The organism is Rhodopseudomonas telluris, from assembly GCF_042432815.1.
Lineage (GTDB): Bacteria > Pseudomonadota > Alphaproteobacteria > Rhizobiales > Xanthobacteraceae > Rhodopseudomonas > Rhodopseudomonas telluris.
Genome location: NZ_JBHLWM010000004.1, coordinates 161,440 through 178,984, shown reverse-complemented (window position 1 = coordinate 178,984; position 17,545 = coordinate 161,440). Strand labels below are relative to the sequence as shown.

14 protein-coding genes are annotated in these 17,545 nt (G+C 65.8%); 5 read left to right on the top strand and 9 right to left on the bottom strand.

Annotated features, from left to right (window positions below):
• The first annotated feature begins 328 nt into the window (after window positions 1-328).
• The 4 genes from ACFFJ6_RS10705 to ACFFJ6_RS10690 all read left to right on the top strand — a co-directional run bounded on the left by ACFFJ6_RS10705 (window position 329) and on the right by ACFFJ6_RS10690 (window position 5,062).
• Window positions 329-2,068 carry a hypothetical protein gene (locus ACFFJ6_RS10705; protein ID WP_378387379.1) on the top strand — a complete coding sequence of 580 codons (1,740 nt, stop codon included), beginning with the start codon at window positions 329-331 and terminating at the stop codon, window positions 2,066-2,068.
• 164 nt (window positions 2,069-2,232) lie between these two features.
• On the top strand, window positions 2,233-2,958 hold the full coding sequence (locus tag ACFFJ6_RS10700; protein WP_378387377.1) for a thermonuclease family protein: 726 nt from the start codon (window positions 2,233-2,235) through the stop codon (window positions 2,956-2,958).
• A 27-nt stretch (window positions 2,959-2,985) separates the two neighbouring features.
• The gene (locus tag ACFFJ6_RS10695; protein ID WP_378387375.1) at window positions 2,986-3,819 is read left to right on the top strand and encodes an LssY C-terminal domain-containing protein; all 834 of its coding nucleotides are present in this window, start codon (window positions 2,986-2,988) and stop codon (window positions 3,817-3,819) included.
• A gap of 55 nt (window positions 3,820-3,874) precedes the next feature.
• Window positions 3,875-5,062 carry a pyridoxal-phosphate-dependent aminotransferase family protein gene (locus ACFFJ6_RS10690; protein ID WP_378387372.1) on the top strand — a complete coding sequence of 396 codons (1,188 nt, stop codon included), beginning with the start codon at window positions 3,875-3,877 and terminating at the stop codon, window positions 5,060-5,062.
• 24 nt (window positions 5,063-5,086) lie between these two features.
• On the opposite strand, the gene boxB is transcribed toward ACFFJ6_RS10690, so the two are convergent.
• From boxB to ACFFJ6_RS10670, 4 genes are all read right to left on the bottom strand, one after another.
• Window positions 5,087-6,538 (bottom strand): benzoyl-CoA 2,3-epoxidase subunit BoxB, encoded by a 1,452-nt coding sequence (gene boxB, locus ACFFJ6_RS10685; RefSeq protein WP_378387370.1) that lies wholly within the window; start codon window positions 6,536-6,538, stop codon window positions 5,087-5,089.
• A gap of 125 nt (window positions 6,539-6,663) precedes the next feature.
• Window positions 6,664-8,352, bottom strand: a complete 1,689-nt coding sequence (gene boxC, locus ACFFJ6_RS10680; RefSeq protein ID WP_378387367.1) for a 2,3-epoxybenzoyl-CoA dihydrolase — start codon at window positions 8,350-8,352, stop codon at window positions 6,664-6,666.
• 94 nt (window positions 8,353-8,446) lie between these two features.
• On the bottom strand, window positions 8,447-9,265 hold the full coding sequence (locus tag ACFFJ6_RS10675; protein ID WP_378387364.1) for an alpha/beta fold hydrolase: 819 nt from the start codon (window positions 9,263-9,265) through the stop codon (window positions 8,447-8,449).
• 225 nt (window positions 9,266-9,490) lie between these two features.
• Complete coding sequence (locus ACFFJ6_RS10670) at window positions 9,491-11,044, bottom strand: benzoate-CoA ligase family protein (RefSeq protein WP_378387362.1); 1,554 nt, start codon at window positions 11,042-11,044, stop codon at window positions 9,491-9,493.
• A gap of 125 nt (window positions 11,045-11,169) precedes the next feature.
• On the opposite strand from ACFFJ6_RS10670, the gene ACFFJ6_RS10665 reads away from it, so the two are divergent.
• Window positions 11,170-12,105 carry a helix-turn-helix transcriptional regulator gene (locus ACFFJ6_RS10665; RefSeq protein ID WP_378387359.1) on the top strand — a complete coding sequence of 312 codons (936 nt, stop codon included), beginning with the start codon at window positions 11,170-11,172 and terminating at the stop codon, window positions 12,103-12,105.
• Between the two features lie 59 nt (window positions 12,106-12,164).
• On the opposite strand, the gene ACFFJ6_RS10660 is transcribed toward ACFFJ6_RS10665, so the two are convergent.
• The 5 genes from ACFFJ6_RS10660 to ACFFJ6_RS10640 all read right to left on the bottom strand — a co-directional run bounded on the left by ACFFJ6_RS10660 (window position 12,165) and on the right by ACFFJ6_RS10640 (window position 17,226).
• Window positions 12,165-12,875 (bottom strand): ABC transporter ATP-binding protein, encoded by a 711-nt coding sequence (locus ACFFJ6_RS10660; RefSeq protein ID WP_378387356.1) that lies wholly within the window; start codon window positions 12,873-12,875, stop codon window positions 12,165-12,167.
• Window positions 12,872-13,630: an ABC transporter ATP-binding protein gene (locus tag ACFFJ6_RS10655; RefSeq protein ID WP_378387353.1), complete on the bottom strand. Its 759-nt coding sequence runs from the start codon at window positions 13,628-13,630 to the stop codon at window positions 12,872-12,874. Before ACFFJ6_RS10655 ends, ACFFJ6_RS10660 begins: the two co-directional genes overlap by 4 nt.
• Window positions 13,623-14,648, bottom strand: coding sequence for a branched-chain amino acid ABC transporter permease (locus ACFFJ6_RS10650; protein WP_378387351.1), 1,026 nt, complete (start codon window positions 14,646-14,648; stop codon window positions 13,623-13,625). Before ACFFJ6_RS10650 ends, ACFFJ6_RS10655 begins: the two co-directional genes overlap by 8 nt.
• Window positions 14,649-14,774: 126 nt before the next feature.
• Window positions 14,775-15,647 carry a branched-chain amino acid ABC transporter permease gene (locus tag ACFFJ6_RS10645; protein WP_378387349.1) on the bottom strand — a complete coding sequence of 291 codons (873 nt, stop codon included), beginning with the start codon at window positions 15,645-15,647 and terminating at the stop codon, window positions 14,775-14,777.
• Between the two features lie 370 nt (window positions 15,648-16,017).
• Window positions 16,018-17,226, bottom strand: a complete 1,209-nt coding sequence (locus ACFFJ6_RS10640; protein WP_378387347.1) for an ABC transporter substrate-binding protein — start codon at window positions 17,224-17,226, stop codon at window positions 16,018-16,020.
• Window positions 17,227-17,545: the final 319 nt, after the last annotated feature.

Genomic DNA, 17,545 nt, shown 5'->3' with positions numbered 1-17,545 from the left:
GCTCTAATTGCGGCACCGCACCATAACAAAGGATTAACCGTTTCAAGCCCTTCGGGCAAGTCAGCAATCTCGGGCACCGTATAGCTGCTGACAGCCCCGATGCCTAGACTGAAGCTTTGCTTGGAGCCATTCACACTTCTTCGATCAATATTACGTCTCGTGACTTAGAGGCTCCAAAATACATCTTGGAACCACTACTAGGCACACCTTGATACCTGCACCGATTAACTGGGCGCGGCATCGTGCCGCCGGACTGGGCGTGTATTTGTCAATCCGGCTGGACCGTGATTTATCAAAGACTTGACGGTTTTGGACGGCGGGAAGACCCATGGACATGTTGACGATGGCCGGCGCGGCGGTCCGTGCGCTGACGGCCCGCAAACAGGCTCCATCGCTTTACGATGTGTGCGACCCGGTGTTTCTCGGCCGCAAACACGGCGATCCGCATATTGCCAAGTTCTACAAGACGGCGCTGGCCAACCCGGCGCTGCGGCTGCTGCTGCGCAAGGCCGGGTTGCCGGAACTGACGGATCCGGTGCGGTTCCGGGCGGTTCGCGACGCGCTGATCGCCGCGCGCGACGCGAACGATCCGGACTGGGCCGCGATCGGCCGCCCGATCGCCGACCTGCTCGACACCGTGACGCTGCAGCATCCCCGGCCGCGGCCGATCCCGGCCCCGACGCAAATGCCTCGGCTCGCAGATGTCGACAGCGCCATCCGCGCGGCGAGTGATCATCTGCTACGGTCGTGGGAGCGGCATGGCTTCATCCCAACCTACGCGGCCTTCAATCTGATCGGCGATCCGGATTTCGACAGCCGCGCCTTTCTCGCCGCGCTCACCGGGCTGAACGCCCGCAGCTACAAGAACTCGACGCTGCTGTTCAATCTCGCCCGGGTGTTCATCGCCCGCTCGCCGGTCGCCGGCGTGATCAACCCGCCGTGGCGGGGTATCGCCGAGCCGATGTGGGAGCCGGTGCAGATCCGGCATCGCTCGGCGTATTACGACGCGTTCTATATCGAGGCCTTGCTCAGCTTCATCGAAACCGGCCTCGGAACCCCCGAGGATGTCCGGATCGCGCGGCGGATCATCGCCGACATGACCGAGTTCTGCATCAAGACCAGCCGCGAGCGTGTGCGTACCGCAGATGGCGAGGCATTCGACGTCATTACCGCGCTGGCGCCGCCACCGCATCCGCGCTTCAGCCGTTTCTTCACCCATATCAAGCGGGACCTCGGCTTCGGCGTCTACGTGCCCGACTGCGACACCACCGCCTGCTCGATCTCGGCGGCGACACAGGCCAACTCGACCGACCCGATCCTCGATCAGCCGCTGATCGACTTCTACGCCTCCTATCAGGTCCGCGCCGGCGCCAACGCGCCGCTGGTCACCGTGCCGCTCAACGACAATGTCGACTACGACGGCGGCATCGTCACCTGGATCGACAACGTCGCCGGCGAGCGGCCGTTCGGCAACGATCTCGACCCGACGCTCAATCTCGACGTGCTCGAAGTGAGCTTCCGCAATTGCGCGCGCTGGAAAATCATCGAAACGCCGTCGCGATTGGAGACGGTGCGACGGATCGTCGACTTCCACCGCCGGCTGGTCGCCAGCGGCGGCTTCGCCGACCCCAAGTCGCATGTTTACTATCTGCCCGAGCTGTACTGCGCCTATTTCGGGCGCTGCTACGTCGCCTTCCGCGCGCTCGACGAGACCGCGCGGCGCGCGATCGATCCGGACGGCGTGTTCGAGTTCATCCGCGGGCAGGTGCTGGCCTATGTCCAGGACGAGCTGGTCGCCAGGGAGATGAACGTGTTCGACGCCGCGCTGGCGTTGATCGCGCTCGGCCATCTCGATGCAGAGCTGATGCACTTCACCCCCGCGCTGCACTGCATCCTCAATCATCTCGGCGAGGGCGGGCGGCGCGGACCGTTCAAGGCCTATGAATGGAACAAGATGAAGACGCCGACGCGTATTCTGGTCGGCGGGCCGCACGTCACCTCCGCCTTCGTGCTGATGGGGCTGGCGCTGGCGCGGCGGGCGATGCTGCGCTCTCAGCACCGCGGCTGAACGGGATGAACGAGTTCTGCAGATGAACAGGACTCGCGCGAAGTTGAAGCCATCGACTACGCGGCGCTCTGGCCGGAGCGCCCAATAATCATCACAATCGCGCACCTTGCTGCGGCGGCCCGGCGCGCGCGTCGCCGCAACAATCCGATCGAGATGGCGAACGCATGTTGAAAGCTCTCCTGCTCCCGTTGTCGTTCGCCCTGCTGCTACCCGTCGCGGCGCAGGCCGCCGACGTCAGCGGCGTGCCGAAAATCCGCGACGGCGACCAAATTACGATCGGCGGCACACGTATCCGGCTCGCCGGCATCGATGCGCCGTCGCTCGATCAGCTCTGCCTCAGTCCGAAAGGCGACCGCTGGACTTGCGGCATCGCCGCCCGCGACGCGTTGGCCGGCCACGTCGGCAACAAGAGCTGGACCTGCTCCGTGCTGCGCACCGACAAGAAACAGTCGGTGGCCAAATGCACGGTCGACGGCGAAGACATCCAGCAATGGATGGTGCAGAACGGCTGGGCGCTGTCCTACGTGCGGATGTCCCACGCCTACGATGCCGACGAGAAGACCGCCCGCACCGCCAAGGTCGGCCTGTGGCAGGGCGCATTCATCGCGCCGTGGGACTGGCGGGTGCGCAACAACAAGACCGTCATCCTCGGCGCCACCCGTCCGCCGAAAAATGCCCGCCGCATTCTGCTGGCTTCGGCCTCCGGCCCGGTTGCGCCGTCGCCCGACTGCACCATCAAGGGCAACGTCAACACCTCGGGCGAATGCATCTATCACAAGCCCACCAGCCGCTGGTATGCCAAGATCCAGATGAAGATCAGCAAGGGCACGCGCTGGTTCTGTTCGGTCGAAGATGCCGAAGCCGCCGGCTGCCGGGAGACGCGCCGCTAGCGTGACCTGCCCGAACGGGGGCGACACGTGAGCCGGACAGGCGAGACCAAGCGACGGCGACACCCCCGGCTGCGGCGCGCCGGCCTCGTCACCGCGCTGTTCATCACCGTCTATACGCTCGCAGCCTATCTGGCGCTGCCGCTGTTCTGGACGCATTACGATCATCAGCGCGGCCTCGCCGATCTGCCGATGGCGACCCGCACGGCGCAGGGCATTCCGGGTGACCCGATCAATGTCGGACTGATCGGCAATCAGACCGACGTGCTGCGCGCGATGCTCGCAGCCGGCTGGTCACCGGCGGATCCGATCACGCTGCGCTCGTCGATCGAGATTGCCGGCAGCGTGCTGCTCGACCGGCCGTACCGCAACGCGCCGGTGTCGAACCTGTACTATCTCGGCCGCCGCGAGGATCTCGCCTTCGAGAAGCCCGACGGGCGCAGCGCCGACCGGCGCCATCACGTCCGGCTGTGGAAGGTGCTCGACAGCGGCGATGAAGGCCGTCCGGTCTGGCTCGGCGACGCCACCTTCGACCGCGGCGTCGGGCTGAGCCACTACACCGGCGCCGTCACCCATCACATCGATCCCGACATCGATGCGGAGCGCGAGCGGCTGGCGGCCGATCTCGAGACCGCCGGCATGGTCGAGGCGCGCTATCAGGTCACCGGCATCGGCCCGACGATCGCCGGCCGCAACGGCGAAGGCGACCGCTATTACACCGACGGCGAAGTCTGGATTCTGCGGCTGGTCGAGAACGGCCAGAAGCGCGACACCCCGGCCGCCATGCTGCCGAGCCCGCTCGCCACGACGATCAAGGATCAACTGTTTCGAACCATCACCGAGGCGATCGCGCCCGCGCCTTGAATTCAGTCCCGCAGGGCGGCATGGTCGCGGCCGCTTCACATCGAGGATCAATGTCATGGCCGTCAGAGCCGGACGGGAATTCCTGGCGATTCCCGGACCAACCACCATGCCGGACGAAGTGCTGCAGGCGATGCATCGCCCGGCGCTCGACATCTACTCGTCCGAGATGGTGGAGCTGAGCGAGAGCCTGCTGCGCGACCTCAGCCGGCTGTTCGCCACCAAGGGCAAATCCTACATCTACATCGCCAATGGACACGGCGCCTGGGAAGCCGTGATCAGCAACGTGCTGTCGCGCGGCGACAAGGTGCTCGTCCTGGAAAGCGGCCGGTTCGCGCTCGGCTGGGGCAATGCCGCGCAGGCGATGGGGTGCGAGATCGAAGTGCTGCCGGGCGACTGGCGACGCGCCGTCAATCCCGCCGAGGTCGAAGAGCGGCTGCGCCGCGACACGGATCACCGTATCAAGGCAATCGTGGTGGTGCAGGTCGACACCGCGTCGAGCGCGGTCAACGATCTCGAAGCGATCGGACGGGCCATCAAGGCGGCCGGGCATCCGGCGCTCTACATGGTCGACACCGTCGCCTCGCTCGGCTGCATGCCGTTCGAGATGGATGCGTGGGGCATCGACGTCGCGATGTCCGGATCGCAGAAAGGCCTGATGTCGCCGCCCGGCCTCGGTTTCGTCGCGGTCGGCGATCGCGCCCGGGCCGCGCACCAGCACGCCGATCTGCGCACGCCGTATTGGGACTGGACCAACCGCGACGGGCCGGAGCATTACCAGAAATACGCCGGCACGGCGCCGGTGCATCTGCTGTTCGCGCTGCGCAAGGCGCTCGACATGCTGTTCGCCGAGGGGCTCGACGCCACCTTCCGCCGGCATCGGCTGCTGGCCGAAGCGGTGCGCAGCGCCGTCGGAGTGTGGAGCGAGGGACAGGTGTTCAGCTTCAACATCGACAACGCCCGCGAACGCGCCGACACGGTGACGACGGTGCGTGCCGCAGACGGCCACGACCTCGCTGCGCTGCATCGCTATTGCAAGGAGAAATGCGGCCTGGTGCTCGGCGTCGGCATCGGCGAGTTGCAAAACCGCGCGTTCCGCATCGCCCATATGGGCCACATCAACGCGCCGATGATTCTCGGCACGCTGGGCGTAATCGAGATGGCCCTGACGGCCCTGAACATCCCGCACGGCAAGGGCGGGGTCGCCGCCGCGATCGATCATCTCGCGAACGGCGTGCCGGCCTAGGACGTTCAGGCGCCCGGGAGAACCTTACGACTCGATTTTCACGTATTCGAAGTCACCCGGCTTGTTGTCGATGCCGACCTTGGGCGGCGAGATCCACGGGGCGTATTCGCCCGGCTCGCTGACCGGCTGCATCAGCGACGAGATGAAGTCGCCGTCGTCGGTCGACGGCAGCCAGTCGTCCTTGCGCTTGGCCCAGGTCACGCCGTCGATCAGGATGCCCTCGGGCGTCGCATGGACGTCCTTGAACTCGCCGATGGCGCGGTGGAAGGCGACGTGCGGCAGCGCCAGCTTGTAGTCGTAGCCGGCGGTCGTGATCACCTTGTTCCAGCGCAGCAGGCCCTTGACGCAATCCTGCGAGTAGTCGTCGCGCAGCCGCATGTTGAGCGCCGTCAGCGCCGGTTCGTCGACCCGCTTGATGACGCCGTCGACCAGCTTCAGCACCGGATAGGTCGAATTCTTGAGCTGATGATCGTCGTCGATCTGGGTCTCGTGATAGCGGCCCTTGATTCCGAAGTTGAAGGCATTGGCGGCGTTGGTCGAGACTTCCGAGCCGAACAGATCGAGCGACAGCGTGTAGTGCAAATTCAGTTTTTTCTGGATCGTCGGCAGATCGATGACCCCGAGCGCGCGAACTTTCGCAATGTCGGTCGGATCGGTGATGCCGGCTTCGCGCATCGCGTCGCAGGTGCGCTGGATGACGCGGGTGATGCCGGTCTCGCCGACGAACATATGGTGGGCTTCCTCGGTCAGCATGAAGCGGCAGGTGCGCGACAACGGATCGAAGCCCGACTGGGCCAGCGAGTGCAGCTGCATCTTGCCGTCGCGATCGGTGAAGTAGGTGAACATGAAGAACGAAAGCCAGTCCGGCGTCGCCTCGTTGAAGGCACCGAGCATGCGCGGCGCATCGGCGTCACCGGAGCGGCGGCGCAAGAGATCGTCGGCCTCCTCGCGGCCGTCGCGGCCGAAGTACTTCTGCAGCAGATACACCATCGCCCACAGATGGCGGCCTTCCTCGACATTGACCTGGAACAGGTTGCGCATGTCGTAGAGCGACGGCGCGGTCTTGCCGAGATGGCGCTGCTGCTCCACCGAGGCCGGCTCGGTGTCGCCCTGGATCACGATCAGCCGGCGCAGCATCGCGCGATATTCGCCGGGGACTTCCTGCCAGGCCGGCTCGCCGTAATGCTCGCCGAACGGAATCTTGCGGTTCTCCTCCTGCGGCGCCAGCAGCACGCCCCAGCGATAATCCGGCATCTTGACGTAGTCGAACTTGGCCCAGCCGCGCGGATCGACCGAATAGGCCGTGCGCAAGTACACGAGCTTCTCCTGGAAGCCCTCCGGCCCCATGTCGTTCCACCAGTCGATGTAGCCCGGATGCCAGCCCTCCAGCGCCTTGAGCACCTGACGGTCGGAGGCGAGGTCGACATTGTTGGGAATCTTGGTCGAGTAGTCGACGTTCATGATGTTCATGTTCATGGGCGGCTCCCGGTTTATTCGTGAAAATTGTCGGCGTCATTGCGAGGAGCGAAGCGACGAAGCAATCCAGCGACTCAGTGCAATGCGTCTGGATTGCTTCGCTGCGCTCGCAATGACGGAAAGGCTTAGACTCGCGTCATGTCGTATTGCGCTTTCTGGCCGGTGCCGTAGCGGCGCAGGGCGCCGTCTTCGCCGACGGCGTTGGGGCGCTGGAAGATCCAGTTCTGCCACGCGGTGAGGCGCGAGAAGATCTTGGACTCCATCGTCTCCGGGCCGACGAAGCGCAGATTGGCTTCCATGCCTGTGAGGCTGTCGGGCGAGAACGAGGCGCGCTCTTCGAGAAACACGCGGACCTCGTCGTCCCAATCGATATCGTCGAGCGCGAAGGTGACGAGGCCGAGTTCGTCGGCGGTTTCCGCATCGAGCGGCTCGCCGATCTTCGCCTCGGCCTGCTTGAGCTCGTCGGGATCGGCCTGGAAGCGCGACTGCAGCCGCGTCAGCCCGTGGCTCATCGGATACGGGCCGAAATTCATCGCGCTCAGCGTCAGCGTTGGCGCCGGACGGTTGTCGCCCTCGCGGGTGCCGATCAGCATGTAGGAACGGTCGGCGGCGAACACGAGTTCGGCCAGCGTGCCGGCGAAGCAGGAGCCGGGCTCGACCAGCGTCACCAGCGTCCTCGAGGTGACGTCGACGCGCTTCAGCACGCGCTTCCAGTAATGCCGGATTTCATTGACCAGCCAGTGCGCCTTGTGGGCGTCGAGGAACGCGTCGTGTGCCAGCACCTGCGCGCTGTCGCCATGCGACTTGAACACCAGCATGGCGATGCCGAGTTCGTTGATCCGCAGATGCAGGATCGCATCGTCGAGTTCGCGCGCGACCTGCAGCGGCCAATACGCCGCGCCCTGCGCGATCAACCCGTCGATATCGGTCGGCGGCGCTACATCCGGACCGGAGATCGAGATCGTGGCGATACGCGCGTCGCGGTCGAGATCGACGCTAACGAATTGGTAGCGCACGCCGGACTCGTCGAAGCTGCGCGTCAGCGGCGTCAGCGTGATGCCAGGGCCGGAAGCGTTGCGCGGCGACGACGCGGCGAGCGCCTGCACGCGCTCGGCGATCTTGGCCTCGAGCTTGCTGTTCGGCGCGATCTCATCGACCAAGCGCCACTGCACGGCACGCTTGCCCTTGATGCCTTCCTCGATGGTACAGAAGAAGTCGGCGCGGTCGCGCCGCACCTTGCGCTTGTCGACGACGCGCGTCAGCCCGCCGGTGCCGGGCAGCACCGCGAGCAGCGGCACTTCCGGCAGAGCCACCGCGGCGGCGCCGTCATCCGCCATGATGATCTGATCGGCGGCGAGCGCCAGCTCGTAGCCGCCGCCGGCCGCGGTGCCGTTGATCACCGCGATGCTGCGCTGGCCGGAGAACTCGGAGGAGTCCTCGAAGCCGTTGCGGGTCTCGTTGGTGAATTTACAGAAGTTGACTTTGTGGGCATGCGTGGCGCCGGCCAGCATGCGGATATTGGCGCCAGCGCAGAACACGCGGTTCTTGCCCGAGCGCAGCACGATCACCTTCACGGACGGATGCTCGAAGCGCAGCCGCTGCATCGCATCGGCGAGTTCGATATCGACGCCAAGGTCGTAGGAATTCAGCTTGAGCTGGTAGCCCTCGAACAGCCCGCCATTCTCATCGACATCCATGGTGAGGGTCGCGACCTCGCCGTCGACCGCCAGCTTCCAGTGCCGATAGCGCGACGGATCGGTCTGAAAATCGATCCGGCTCGCCCCATTCGCGAGAACGCGATCCTCCGCGGCCATGCGGCTCCTCCCTAGACTTGGTTGATATGAATTATAATGCATAATACTGCAGTCGTCCAGTCACAACCAGCACCAATATGCATTTTCTTGCAGCCTACAAGTCGATGGTCGTGGCCTCGCCGTGCCCTTGCAGCAAGCGATCGGCGAAGTCCGCCACCGCCCGAAGCGTCGCCTCCGCCGCCTCGCGGTGCGGGGCATGTCCGGTGTTCGGGAGGATCACCGTTTCGACCGGGCAGTAGCACTCGGCTTTGGCGATCGCGATCTGCCGCAGCGTGCCGTACTGATCGCCGGTGCCCTGCACGATCTGCACCGGCACGCGGATGTAAGCGAGGTGATCAGCAATATCCCAGGACCGGAATGCCGGATCGAGCCAGACGTCGTTCCAGCCGCGGAAGGCATTGTCGACGTCCTTGTGCCAACGCGCGAGCTTCGCACGTAGTTCGGTGGTCTCGTAGGTGGTCTTGATCTCGGCGATCGATTGGACCGAGACATCCTCGACGACGAAATGCGGCGCCATCAGCGTGACGCCGCGAATCCGATGGTCCGGAACGCCGCCCGCGTAGATCGCCGCGACCGACGCGCCGTCGGAATGGCCGACGAGCAGACCGCGGCAAAACCCGATCGCGTCGAGCACCAGCGGGAGAACATCGAGCGCCTCGCGATGCATGTAATCGGCCGCACGCGGCAGCCTGGCCGGACTCGATTGGCCATAGCCGGCGCGCGAATACACGAACACGCCGGCACCAGTCGCGGCCGCCAGCCTGTCGGGAAAATCGCCCCACAACCCGACGCAGCCGAGGCCCTCGTGCAGCAGCACCAGCGTCGGCGCCTCCGCCGGCGACGGGCCGATCATGCGATATTCGAGCTGGTGATCGCCGATGGCGAGATGGCCGGCGGATGGAAGGGAAGTCATTGGCACTGTCCTGTTTTCCTTCCCGCCGGGAAGGCGATCGCATCTGCCTCAACGTTCAGCCACGACATCCGCAACAAGTCGTCCCCGCGCAGGCGGGGACCCATAACCCCTGGCCCCTCAAGTGAAGGAAGGCCTCTGTCGCCCGGCTTCAATCGAGATGCTGCGGCGTATGGATCCCCGCCTGCGCGGGGACGACTCGCGGATGGGCGACGCTGCCCATCAATCTCACTGCCCGCCCTCGCGCAGCTTGAAGCGCTGGATCTTGCCGGTGGCGGTCTTCGGCAGGCTTTGCACGACCTCGATCCAGCGCGGATATTTCCACGGCCCGACCTTCTGCTTGACGTGGTCCTTGAGCTGCTCGAACAGACCGTCGGCAGCGAAGCCTTCGCGTAGCACCACGTAAGCGCGCGGCTTCAGCAGGCCGTCGAAATCGGCATCCGGCACCACCGCGGCTTCGAGCACCGCGGGATGCGTGATCAGCGCGCTTTCGACCTCGAACGGCGACACCCAGATGCCCGACACCTTGAACATGTCGTCGGCGCGGCCGCAGAAGGTGTAGCGGCCGCTGGCATCGCGGATGTACTTGTCACCGGTACGGGTCCAATTGCCCTCGAAGGTCGCGCGGCTCTTGCTGCGCTGATTCCAGTAGCCCTCGCCGGCGGACGGCGCATCAACCAGCAGCTCGCCGACTTCGCCATCGGCAACGTCGGCGCCGGCTTCATTGACCAGCCGCACCTTGTAGCCGGGGACCGGACGGCCCGACGTGCCGTACTGAATGTCGCCCGGCGCGTTCGACAGGAAGATGTGCAGCAACTCGGTCGAGCCGACGCCGTCCAAAATGTCGGCGCCGAACCGCGCCTTCCAGGCGAGCCCGACGGATTCCGGCAACGCCTCGCCGGCCGACGTACAAACCCGCAGGCGACTGCCCGCGCTCTCGCTCTTCAGCGCCGGGTCGTTCAGCATCGCGGCGAACAGCGTCGGCACGCCGCAGAAGATCGTCGGATTGTAGCGCTGCATCAGCCGGTAGATCACCGCCGGCGTCGGCCGCTCGGCGTTCAGCACCGTGGTGGCGCCGACCGACAGCGGGAAGGTCAGCGAATTGCCGAGCCCATAAGCGAAGAACAATTTAGCCGCTGACAGCACCACGTCGTCCTCGCGGATTCCGAGCACCTGCTTGGCGTAAGTCTCGGCGGTCGCGGCGAGGTTAGCGTGCAGATGGCGGACGCCCTTGGGCATGCCGGTTGAGCCTGATGAGTACAGCCAGAACGCAGGCTCCTCGGCATGGGTGCGCGCCGTCTCGAAGCTGTCGCTCTCACGCGCCAGTTCGTCGGCCAGCTTGAGATGGCCATGCGCATCGTTGCCCGAGACCACGACATGCGCGAGGTCCGGCAGGCCGGCCAGGATGTCCTTCACCACCGGGTAGAGCGCCTCGGAGACAAACAGAACGCGCGCGCGGCAGTCGGCCAGCACATAGGCGTACTGCTCGGACGTCAGCAGCGTGTTGAGCGGCACCGGCACCACGCCGGCGCGGATGGCGCCGAGGAACACGACCGGGAAGTCGATCGTGTCCAGCATGATCATCGCCACGCGCTCTTCGCGGCGGACTCCGAGCCGGCGGAGCAGGTTCGCGGCGCGGCAGGTCTGTGCCTGCAGCGCCCGATAGCTGAGTTCGGACACCGTGTCGGTGTAGGCGAGCTTGTCGCCGCGCCCCTCGGCGACATTGCGGTCGAGCAGCCAGCTCACCGCATTGTACGACCCAGCCCCGGTCATCCCGTGCATCGCCCGGTCCCGCCAAGGTTCATGGCGTTCTCCCATTAGAATTATAGTTCATTAGAATTATAGTGCATAGGAAGCCACCAGACCGGGTTGCTGTCAATCCTGCACGGCACTATGATTCAGCACCCATGAGCGCGCTTCCCGATACCCCCGACTCGCCCGATTCCGACGCCAGCTTCCTTCTGGAGCTCGGCCAGCGCGTCCGCACGCTGCGCGGACTGCGCGGCATGTCGCGCAAGGTGCTGGCGAAAGTGTCCGGGATTTCCGAGCGTTACATCGCCCAGCTGGAAAGCGGCAAAGGCAACGTCTCGATCATGCTGCTGCGCCGCGTGTCGGATGCGCTGGCGACGCCGCTCGAGGACCTGCTGCCGTCAGGTGATCAGGCAATCGACTGGCCGGTGATCCGTGATCTGGTGCGGCGCGCCACGCCGGTGCAGATCGCGCACGCCAAGGACGTGCTGTCCGGCATGGGACGACTCGGCGCCGGCGCGCGGCGGGCCAATGCGTTTCACGGGGTGGCGCTGATCGGGCTACGCGGCGCCGGCAAATCCACACTCGGCCGCATCCTCGCCGACAAGATCGGCTGGGCCTTTGTCGAGCTCAACAAGGAAATCGAACAGCAGAACGGTCTGTCGGTCGCCGAGATCATCGCGCTGTACGGCCAGGAAGGCTTTCGCCGCATGGAGCAGGCGGCGCTGACGCAGCTCCTTGCCCGCAAGGAGCTGATGGTTCTGGCGACCGGCGGCGGCATCGTCTCCGAAGCGATCACCTTCGATCAAATCCTGTCGTCGTTCTACACGATCTGGCTGAAGGCCGAACCGGAAGAGCACATGGCGCGTGTGCGTGGCCAGGGCGATTTGCGGCCGATGGCCGACGACCGCGCCGCGATGCAGGAGCTGCGCACCATCCTGCAGAGCCGCGAACCGCTCTACGCCCGCGCTTCCGGCGTGCTCGACACCGCGCATCTGACGGTCGACGAAGCCGCCGCCAAGCTGATCGCAATGGTGTCGCCGGTGCTGTGTCGCGATGCGTGCGCGTTCGGGTTGAAGGACGAGGCGGTGTAGTGCGCCGTCATTCCGGGGCGCGCGCGAAGCGCGTGAACCCGGAACAACGAACTAATTGCTTACACGCCCAAGTGTCGCTCGAGCAACTCCGGCTGTGCGGCCAGCATCGCCGGCGCGCCATCGAACACGACGACGCCCTTCGCCAACAGCACCATGCGATCAGCTATCGCCGACAGGCTGCGGAAATCCTTGTCGACCACAAGGGTAGCAACGCCTTCGCGGCGGATAACGCCGAGGGTGCGCCAGATCTCCTGCGCCACCAAGGGCGCGAGGCCTTCGGTGGCTTCGTCGATCAGCAGCAGATCAGGGTTGGTCATCAGCGCGCGGCCGATGGTGAGCATCTGCTGCTCGCCGCCGGACAGCTGATGGCCGCCATGGCCGCGGCGCTCGGCGAGTCTTGGAAACAGCTCGAAGATGCGCGGCAACGTCCAGGTGGCGCGGCCGTCGCGGCCGGGGCGCGCGGCCATTATCAGATTCTCGACCACGGTGAGCGCGCCGAACACGCCGCGGCCTTCCGGCACCAACGCGACGCCGCGGCGCGCGATCGCGTCCGGCTGCGCGCCGGCGATATCGTCGCCGTGAAGTAATCGTTGGCCGCGGCACGACGGCACGAGGCCCATCAAGGTGCGTAGCAACGTCGTCTTGCCCATGCCGTTGCGGCCGATCAACGCGATCTGTTCGCCGCGTGCGATGGTCAGATCGATGCCGTGGAGAATCTGGCTTGCGCCGTAGAACGCCTCGAGCCGCTCGGCCTGCAATAGCGCGGTCATGCGGCGTCTCCGTGGGTACCCAGATATGCCGCCCGCACCGCGGGATGCACGCGCACGTCTTGTGGCAAACCTGAGGCAATCACCTGACCGTCCTGCATCACCGTCAGCCGGTCGGCCAGCTCGAATACCGCGTCCATGTCGTGCTCGACAATCAGGACTGCGTGGCGTTCGCGCAGCGAGGCAATCAGCGCGATGATGCCGCGCGCCTCGAGCTGGCCCATGCCGGCGAGCGGCTCGTCGAGCAGCACGATCGCCGGATCGGTTGCGAGGACCATGGCGATCTCGAGCTGGCGCTGCTCGCCATGGCTGAGCACGTTGGCGATGATACTTTCGCGGCCGGCGAGGCCGGCGCGGCTGATCGCATCGGCCGTGCGACGCTGCACGTCGGGATCGGCGAAGGCGCCGCCGAACATCCGCAGCGGCGCGCGCGAGCGCGCCTGCGCGGCGAGGCGGACGTTTTCGTGAACGGTGAAGCGCGGGAAGATTGTGGTCTTCTGGAACGCGCGGCCGATGCCGGCGCGGGCGCGCTTGTCGGGGGCGAGGCTGGTGATATCAGTTTCGCCCAGCTTGATTTCGCCAGAGCTGGCGATCAGTTCGCCCGACAGCAGATTGATCAGCGTCGATTTGCCGGCGCCGTTGGGGCCGATCACCGCGTGGATCTCGCCGCGCCGGATCTCGATCGACACCTCGGCAACGGCGCGCAGGCCGCCGAAGCGTTTGCCCAGTCGCTCGGCGCGTAGCGTGGTCTCAGGCATGGCCGGTCTCCGGCGCCGCGGCGGCGGGTGATGCGGGCTTGTTCGCGCGCATGGGCGCGCGCTCGCCCGCCAGCATCGGCCACAGCTGGCGCACGCCGTTCGGCAGCAGCAGCACGATGGCGATGACGATGACGCCTTCGATCAGCTTCCACTGCTCGAACGTCGCCTTCAGCACCTCTTCGAGCCCGAGCAGCACCAGCGCGCCGATCAGCGGGCCGGAGACGGTGCTGAGCCCGCCGATCAGCACCATCACCAGCGCGACGGCGGACTGGTGCCAGCCGAGCATCTGCGGCGCCACGAAGCCGAACTGGATCGCCGCGAAGTAACCGGCGAGGCCGGCGAGTGCGCCCGACAGCGTGAAGGCGATCAGGCGGATGCGAAAGATCGGAAAGCCGAGCGCGCGGGCGCGGCGTTCGTTATCGCGCGCGGCGGCGAGCGCGTGACCGAATGGCGAGCGCACCAGCATGGTCAGCAGCGCGATCGCGCCGACGGTGACGGCGAGCACCACGAAGTAGAACACCAGCGGCTTGTCGAGATCGAGCAGGCGGACGCCGGCGACAACCAACTCGGGCTTGGCGTTGATGAAGGCGCCGTCGGAGCCGCCGGCGAAATCGGCGTCGTGAAACAGGTAGAACAGCATCTCGCCGAAGGCGAGCGTGACCATGATGAAGTACACGCCGCGGGTACGCAGCGCCAGCGCGCCGATGATCAGCGCCACCACGCCGGCGGCGATCACCGCGGCCGGCAGCGTCAGCAGCAGCGAGGCCGGGTCGTATTTCGGCGACATCAGCGCCAGCACATAGCCGGCGAGGCCGAAGAACGCCGCATGACACAGCGACACCAGCCCGCCCTGCCCGACCACCAGATTGAGGGCCATCGCCAGCACGCCGAGGATCAGCACCTTGCTGGCGAACTGCACGTAGTATTGCGGCACGACGAACGGCAGCGCGATCGCGGCCGCAAGGCAGAGCGCCGGTACAGCACTCGATCGAATTAGGCTCGCCCTCTTCTCCGTCATGGCCGGGCTCGTCCCGGCCATCCACGTCCTTGCTTCGACGCGGGCGCCGATTCGTGGATGCCCGGGACGAGCCCGGGCATGACGGCGGGGCTGGTGTGAGGCCGTGGATTTATCTCGAAGTTCATCTCACATTTCCCGCCGGCCGAGGATGCCGTTGGGGCGCCACAGCAGCACCAGCGCCATCAGCAGATAGATCAGCATGCCGGACACGCTGGGGAAGAACACCTTGCCGAAGGTGTCGGTGAAGCCGATCAGCAGCGCGCCGATGGCGGCGCCGGCGACCGAGCCGATGCCGCCGAGCACGACGACCACGAAAGACAGAATGAGCATGCCGTCTCCCATGCCGGGATAGACGGTGGACATCGGCGCGGTGACGATGCCGCCCAATGCTGCGAGCGCGATGCCGACGGCGAACACCAGCCGGTTGACCTTGTCGTAGTCGATGCCGAGCACGCGGGTCATCTCGCGGTTCTCGGCGCCGGCGCGCACGATCATGCCGATCTTGGTGCGGGTGATGACCAGGAAGATCAGCGCCGCCACCGCGAGACAGAACACGCAGATCGCCAGCCGATAGACCGGATAGGACAGATTGTCGGTGAGTTGCAGCGAGCCGGACAGCCAGTCGGGCGGCGCGACCGAGTGCACGTCCTTGCCGAACAGGATCTGGCGGACTTCGTCGATCACCAGGATCAGCCCGAACGACAGCAGCACCTGCGCCAGATGATCGCGGCCGTACAGCCAGCGGATGAATACGCTCTCCAGCGCGAGGCCGAGCACGAAGGCGATCGCGACGCCGCCGACCAGCGCGGCGAGATAGTTGCCGGTGATCAGCGCGATCCAATAAGCGAGGTACGCGCCCAGCATGTAGAACGCGCCGTGCGCCAGGTTGATCACGCCGAGAATCCCGAACACCAGCGTCAGCCCGCTGGCGACCAGGAACAGCACCATGCCGTATTGCACGGCATTGAGCAGCTGCACGCCGAAGGTGATCAGGTCCATGGCTTACGGCCTAATTGCACGAGTACTCACCTCTGCGTTCGTCATTCCGGGGCGCGAGCGCAGCTCGCGAGCCCGGAATCCATAACCACCGCCAGGGGATATGGATTCCGGGCCCGCGCCAAGAGGCGCGTCCCGGAATGACGAGGCTTACTTTGTGTCTGCTGAATCACCACACCGCTCCTTCCGTACCAGCCCTTTCCGCTCCGCCGTCATTGCCGGGCTTGACCCGGAAATCCACGTTTGAAGGACGTCATCTTTTGATGGATGGCCGGGCCTTCGCCGCGCCGTAGGGGCTTCGGCCCCGCAGGCGGGTCGAGCCCGGCCATGACGACCTGTATGTCGGTCGCTGCGCCCCTCACACGCCGAGTACTTACGTCATCCGGCAGCCGCGCGCGGGATCATCGACGGCGCTTTGCGCGATCGAGACCAGTTCGTTGCGGCCGTTGCGGACTTCGCGGAGGTAGATGTTCTGGATCGGGTTGTGGGCCTTGTTGAACGACAAAGGGCCGCGCGGGCTGTCGATCTTCGCCGCCGCCATCGCCTTGATCATCGCGTCGCGCGCGGCCGCGTCGCCCTTGACGGCGCCGAGGCCGATCTCGAGCAGCGAGGCGGCGTCGAAGCCCTGCACCGCGTAGATGTCGCCGTCCTTCTGGGTCTTGGCCTTGAAGGCCTTGAGGAACGCGACGTTGGCAGGGTTATCGAGATTGTCGGCGTAGTGCAGCGTGGTCTTGATTCCAATGGCGGCCTCGCCCTGCGCCTCGATGGTGCCGTCGGTCAGGAAGCCGGCGCCGTACAGCGGAATCGACTTGTTGAGGCCCGCGGCCGCGTAGTCCTTGACGAACTTCACCGCGCCGCCGCCGGCGAAGAAGCTGAACACCGCGTCCGGCTTGAGCTGGGCGATGCGGGTGATCAGCGCCTGGAATTCGACCTGCGGGAAAGGCAGCGTCAGATCCTCGACGATCTTGCCGCCGTTCTTGGTGAAGTTTTCCGCGAAGGCGCCGACCATCTCGGCGCCGGCGGTGTACTTCCAGGTGATGGTGGCGACGTTCTTGATGCCGGCGTCGGCCATCACCTTGCCCATCGGGAAGGTGGTCTGCCAGTTCGAGAACGAGGTGCGGAAGATGTTGGGCGCACACGCCGGTCCGGTCGCGTCGTTGGCGCCAGCGTTCGGAATGATCAGCATCGTGCCCGAGTCGCGCGCGACCTTGACCATCGCCATCGCGACGCCGGAATGCACCGTGCCGATCACCACATCGACCTTGTCGCGGCCGACCAGCCTGTTCATGTTGTCGGTCGCGGTCTCGGGCTTGGACTCGTCGTCGACCTGCACGTAGGTGACCTCGCGGCCACCGAGCTTGCCGCCGAGCTGCTCGACGCGCAGCCGGAAGCCGTCGTCGATGAACTGGCCGAGCTTCGCATACGTGCCGGTGTAGGGCAGCATCAGCCCGACCTTGAGCGGCGCGGCCTGCGCCAGCGCGGGCGTCGCGAAGCGCGGCAGGCTGGCGAGCGTGGCGGCCCCGGCCGCGCCGGTGAGCAGAGCGCGGCGTGATAAAGACGGCAGACGTCGACTGTCGGACATGGCGTTCCTACCCCTTGGTGTTTGTTTGTTCGGTGTTTTTTATGCTGTGAGTCCATCCCGGCGTCGCCGCCGGCCGGGCCTTGGTGCCGAACCTTGAGCGGCAGCATAATTCAGGACACAACGAAGGCAAGAATTATAGTGCAGATTTGGTGCAGCCGGCTCTGAGCGCTGGGGCAGGATGCGGAGCCCGCGGTTCGGGATGGCTTAACCTCTCCTGCCGGCGAGGGAGGTCGGATCGCGCAGCGATCCGGGTGAGGGCACTGATCTCCGCGGATCTCAGCTCAGACTCACTGCTCGGGGCGCCCTCACCCCAGCCCTC